The sequence below is a fragment of the Streptomyces sp. NPDC045701 genome, assembly GCF_056432045.1.
On the sequence record NZ_JBWKJV010000131.1, the window covers coordinates 1 to 4,129 of the forward strand.

The window sequence follows — 4,129 nt, forward strand, 5'->3', positions numbered from 1 at the left end:
CTCAGCCTGCCTCCAGCTTCAACCGGTCCCTGCGAGGACCGGCGGCGGGCCTCTCATCCCGCGAGATCCATCAGCGCCTCGTGGCGCACAGCCGAACTCGTCCAGGCACAAAAGATCGATCTTGATGGAGCGGGCGATCACGGAGGACAAGCGGCGGCCCGCGTCGGCTTCGGCGAGCTCGCTGACCAGCGCGCTTGTGGTGGTGCAGCAGACCGACAGCCCGGTCTCCGCGATCGCGGTGCCGATCCCGATCAGCAGGTGGGATTTGCCTGTGGCGGAGTCGCCGATCAGCACCTGCGGCCGTCCCTCGCGGTCCCAGGTCGGAGACTTCAGGTCCGCCACGACCTCGGGGGTGACGTTCGGGTTCTTCTCGAAGTTGAAATCCTCCAGCCGCTTGGGCCGCGGGACGCGGGCCAGCCGTAGCAGCCGCTGCTGGCGGCGCAGGTCCCGGTCGGCGAGCTCGGCCTGGAGCATGTCCAGCAGAAACTGCTTGTAGGTGGCTTGCTCGCGCCGGGCGGTGGTGGCCAGGTCGATGAACCTCTCATGGAACGCCGACAGGCGAAGCTCCCGGCATGCCTCGTCGATGAGCATGTCCTCCGGATCGCCAGGCAGGGACATCATGCGGCCGGGGACGTTGCCGGTGTCCTGATCGTCGGCCTGGTCGGTGACGGTGATGGTCGGGCTCATGCGCCGTGGCCTTTCTGCTTCTGGCTGTCGCGGCCACGGGCCGGGCTCAGCAGCCGGTCGGTGCTCATGTCGGGCAGCCTTGCGCGGGTCGGGCGGCAGTGGGCGCGTGTGCAGGGAGATCACCTGGGCCCCGGTGCTCTCGGTGGTGTGACCGGATGCAGCGGTATCGGTGCCGTCGAGGAGTTCGTCGTCCTCGGCGTCGGTGCCCTCCATCGCCTTGCGGGCCTCGATCGCGACGAGATCAGTGCTGACGGAGCCGATTCGGCAGGTCTCCATCGCGGTGACCAGGGCCTCGCCGGGGAGCTGGCGGTGCAGCAGCAGGACCTCGATGAGCATCCGCGGTCTCCGGCCTTCTGCTTGGCGGCGGCCCAGAACGCCTCGTGGACCTTGGTGAAGCCGCCTTCCGCCCTGGCCTGTGCGAGGGCGGAGGCGCCTGCGAACGCGCCGGGCTTGAGCAGCAGGATCTCCAGGTAGTGGTCCAGGGAGTCGGGGTAGGTGTAACGCCTGGTCAGATCGGTATGTCGGGCGACGACTTGGCGCCCGTCGAAACCCGCAGCTCGTCCGCCCGCAGCTTGACCCGTAATTTCTGACCGATGAACTTCGCCGGGACCGAGTGGTAGCACTGCCGCACTGTGACCCTGCTGTCGCGGGCGAGGGTCGGTGTCAGGTCGATGCCGCAGTCGTAGTCGTCCGACGGCAGCGGCCGCAGCACGTCGCGTTCGGCCTCGAAAATCGAAGCCGCTCGAAGTCGGCCGGCCGTGGATGTGACGGGCGTCCTCGGCGACATCGATCGCGGCCAGACGCTCGTTCAGCTCCGCCAGCGACTCCACCTCAGGCGGCGGGACCAAGTGCTTCCTGCGAAACCGGCCGCCCTCGTGCTCGACGCCGCCCTTCTCATGTGCGCCGGCCTCCCCCGGAGCGCAGTAGAACGCCGAGCACTGGTACCACGACTTGAACGACGCCCCCCGGATCGATCCCAGCCGTGAGCGGCCGAACAACACCTGCTTGACCGCGGGCCGCAGGTTGTCATACCGGATGTGCATCGACGGCACCCCGCCCAGCACCGCGAACGCCTCCGCATGCCCCTCCAGGAAAGCCTCCTGTGAGGCAGTGACGCAGACGCGGTGGACGGCCTTGCCGCTGCAAGACAGACGCAGGGTGAACCGCACGCACTTGCGGCGCTGGCCTGCGAGGTCCAGCCAGACGTCCGCGAAGTCGACCTCCGCCTCCTCGCCCGGCCGCTTCGCCTGCGGGGCCATCCCCTCCAGATGACGGCGGCCCTCCAAAGCCTCCGCCCTGATCTCCGGGCGCCGCTTGCGGACGTACTCCCACACCGTGGTGTTGCGGGCCAGCTCGAAATCCTGCTCCGCCGCGAGACGCTCCATGATCCGCACGATCGTGTGCCGCTGCTTCGCCGGAGCGTCCACGTCCTCCCGCAGCATCTGGTCGATGAAGCCCTTCACCGGCTCCAGCACACTCGGCCGCCGCGGAGGCGACTTCCGCTTCGGCGGCACCGGCGACTCCAGCGCGTGCCGCACCGTCCCCCGCGACACCTTGAACCGCACCGCCAGCTCCCGGCCCGACAGCCCCTGCTCCCGGCGGGCGTGCCGGATCTTCTCGTACAACACCTCACGCGACCTGTGCACCATCGGTCTCCCTGACCTGGACCGTGTTCAACAGGCACAGCGTGACGGCCAAACAGCCCACAACAACCGATTACGCCGAAAGTGGCATGTCACACGCCATCACACCAAGTGGAGCCCGATCCCACCGGAAATCCACTGGCACCCAAACCCACCGGAAACGTGGCGCCCAACCACCCCGAAGAAATCAGTCCTTCCGACGCTCCCCCTTTTTTTTGCGGGCTGCTTCCTCCCGCTCGGGTCCTGCCTCCTCAAGAGCTGCCAGGACCTCGCCATCCAGGCGCATCCCGGCTGCGTCATGGCGGGCTCGCACAGTGGTGGAATCCACGCTGCCCAGGGACAGGCCCACCTCATCCCGGCGCGCGGCCTCAGCGATCGCGCCCTGGACCCGTGCCCGCAAAACACCCGCGTCCCGCCACTTCACAAACCGCTGGTACACGGTCTGTCAGGCCCCGAACCGCCCGGGCATCTCCCGCCCCTGACTGCCCGTACGAAACCGCCAGATCAACCAGGTCGAGCGGTGGTCCGCTTCCTCGCCGACCAGACTGCTTCGCACCCGGCCGGTGACCGCGCCGGGGTGCCGGGGCCGCCGCGGCTGGCCCAGGCCACGGTCGGCCAACTCGGCCGAGGAAGCCGTTCTTCTGCTCTGCACGCGGTCATCGACGAGTCGGCTGCGCCGAAGAAGGTGTGCCGACCGATTGATGTCGGACGGCAATCGCAATGAGGAACATTCGAATTGAGCTTTGCATGATGCACTAAATAATGAGCGAACGCTGGCTGCCGTCCCGAGCGGCATTACCAGTCGGAGTAGGAGGCGTGTGCGGCACCCAAACTGGACACCTGGTCAGCAATGGCATTGCGCCCTTCCGGTGAGGCCCCGACCGCTCAAGCCGATGTAAGGAAGCCAGCACTACGGATAGATTTCGAACGTGTTTTGTGATAGAAACGGAATCTTAACGATGTTGCTGGGGAGCCCATAGCTATTGCCGTTAGTATCTGCCACCAGAGTATATTTGGTGGGCTTGTCCGCCCCTCCGTAGCTCGCGGTCTCGTAGTCGAGAGCATAAACATTAGTCCTATAGCTTCCACCCAAAGCGAACTTTTCGGTTCCACCCTGAGGGATAACGAGGACATTACGCACATCGAATCCGTAGTCGCCGCTGGATTCGTCAGCCACGTGGCGCACATTTTTCAAATAGAGCGGCTTGGAGGTATTATTCTTGATCTGAAATACCTCATACGCATTCTGATAAGGGTCCACTTTACTGACGAATGGGCTTGAATCCTCAACACTGGATGTCATTGTCGGTGTTGCGGCCTGGGCGACTGTAGGGGCCATCAGCCCTGTGATGATCAACCCGCCCACTGCGCAAATCTTCAATCTACGTCGCACGTTTCAGTCCTCCTGAACCATCGTAATTCGTGAACATCAAGTACCTGTTCCCATCCTCCGGCCGTGCTACCCGGAGGACATCCCTCCGGTCGGCTGGTACCACTCCGGATTGGCGGGCACTGATCGTAGGGTCCGTCTCCATCGTTCAGACGACGCCAATGTCGCCTCAGGTGGGACCAGGGAGTCGGGACGGCAGGCGCCAGCAGTGGTACATGCTGCTCGAGGGCAGTGGTGAAGTCGGCCCGGTCCGGGCCGGCGCCCGGGATGCTGTCGGTGGCGCGGTCATCACAGTGCGTAAGGCCTGGTAGGCGGTCAGCAGGGCCCAGACCTCCTGCTCGATTCCGTCGGGGGTGCGGGCCCTGAGTACGCGTCCGCCCAAGATCGTGGGCTTCACGCGATGGCCTCG

General features: G+C 65.6%; 3 protein-coding genes. All 3 read right to left on the minus strand.

The genetic code is table 11. From position 1 onward, the window contains the following. Positions 1 to 18 precede the first annotated feature (18 nt). Positions 19 to 900 (minus strand): ATP-binding protein, encoded by an 882-nt coding sequence (locus AC07DW_RS33535; RefSeq protein WP_478861393.1) that lies wholly within the window; start codon positions 898 to 900, stop codon positions 19 to 21. Continuing rightward, positions 807 to 2,312: an IS21 family transposase gene (gene istA / locus AC07DW_RS33540; protein WP_478861394.1), complete on the minus strand. Its 1,506-nt coding sequence runs from the start codon at positions 2,310 to 2,312 to the stop codon at positions 807 to 809. Before istA ends, AC07DW_RS33535 begins: the two co-directional genes overlap by 94 nt. A gap of 928 nt (positions 2,313 to 3,240) precedes the next feature. Next, positions 3,241 to 3,696, minus strand: a complete 456-nt coding sequence (locus AC07DW_RS33545; RefSeq protein ID WP_478861395.1) for a hypothetical protein — start codon at positions 3,694 to 3,696, stop codon at positions 3,241 to 3,243. Between the last annotated feature and the right edge of the window lie 433 nt (positions 3,697 to 4,129).